The 420-nt window shown below is 51.0% G+C and carries 1 protein-coding gene; it reads right to left on the reverse strand.

Going from position 1 to position 420, the window contains the following annotated elements; translation table 11 throughout:
• A partial coding sequence (locus tag HMPREF2891_RS09675) for a VaFE repeat-containing surface-anchored protein (protein WP_186822308.1) occupies positions 1-420 on the reverse strand: 420 nt, incomplete at both ends.

Raw genomic sequence — 420 nt, forward strand, 5'->3', positions numbered from 1 at the left:
GTAGACGTATTCGAAGGCAACGAGTTCAGTGTTTGCCATGCCGGTAGTGTCCAGGTTGGCTACTACCTTCCCGCAGTCTTGCGGGGTTTGTGGCGTGAACTTAGCGGTTGCTTCGTATTCTTTACCACCTACCTTGACCATCTTGCCGGTGGTCTTGTTGTGAATCTTGAGCTTGAGGGTGTATTCGGTGCCGGGAACGAGTTTTTCGTTCGCATCACACACCTTGTCAATCAGCTTGGTGTCCTTGCCAGGCTTGAGCGTCTTTTCACCGTTTTCTCCGGTGAAAGTGGTCTTTAGCTTCGGGCCAGGTTCAAACGTGATTGTCTGGTTCTCATCGGTAATGTCAGCATGGATAGTGATGGACTTGCCCTCATGGAATAGTTCCTCGAAGGCAACAGTGGTCTTACCAGCAAACAGGGC

The sequence above is a fragment of the Actinomyces sp. HMSC065F11 genome (assembly GCF_001813085.1).
GTDB lineage: Bacteria > Actinomycetota > Actinomycetes > Actinomycetales > Actinomycetaceae > Gleimia > Gleimia europaea.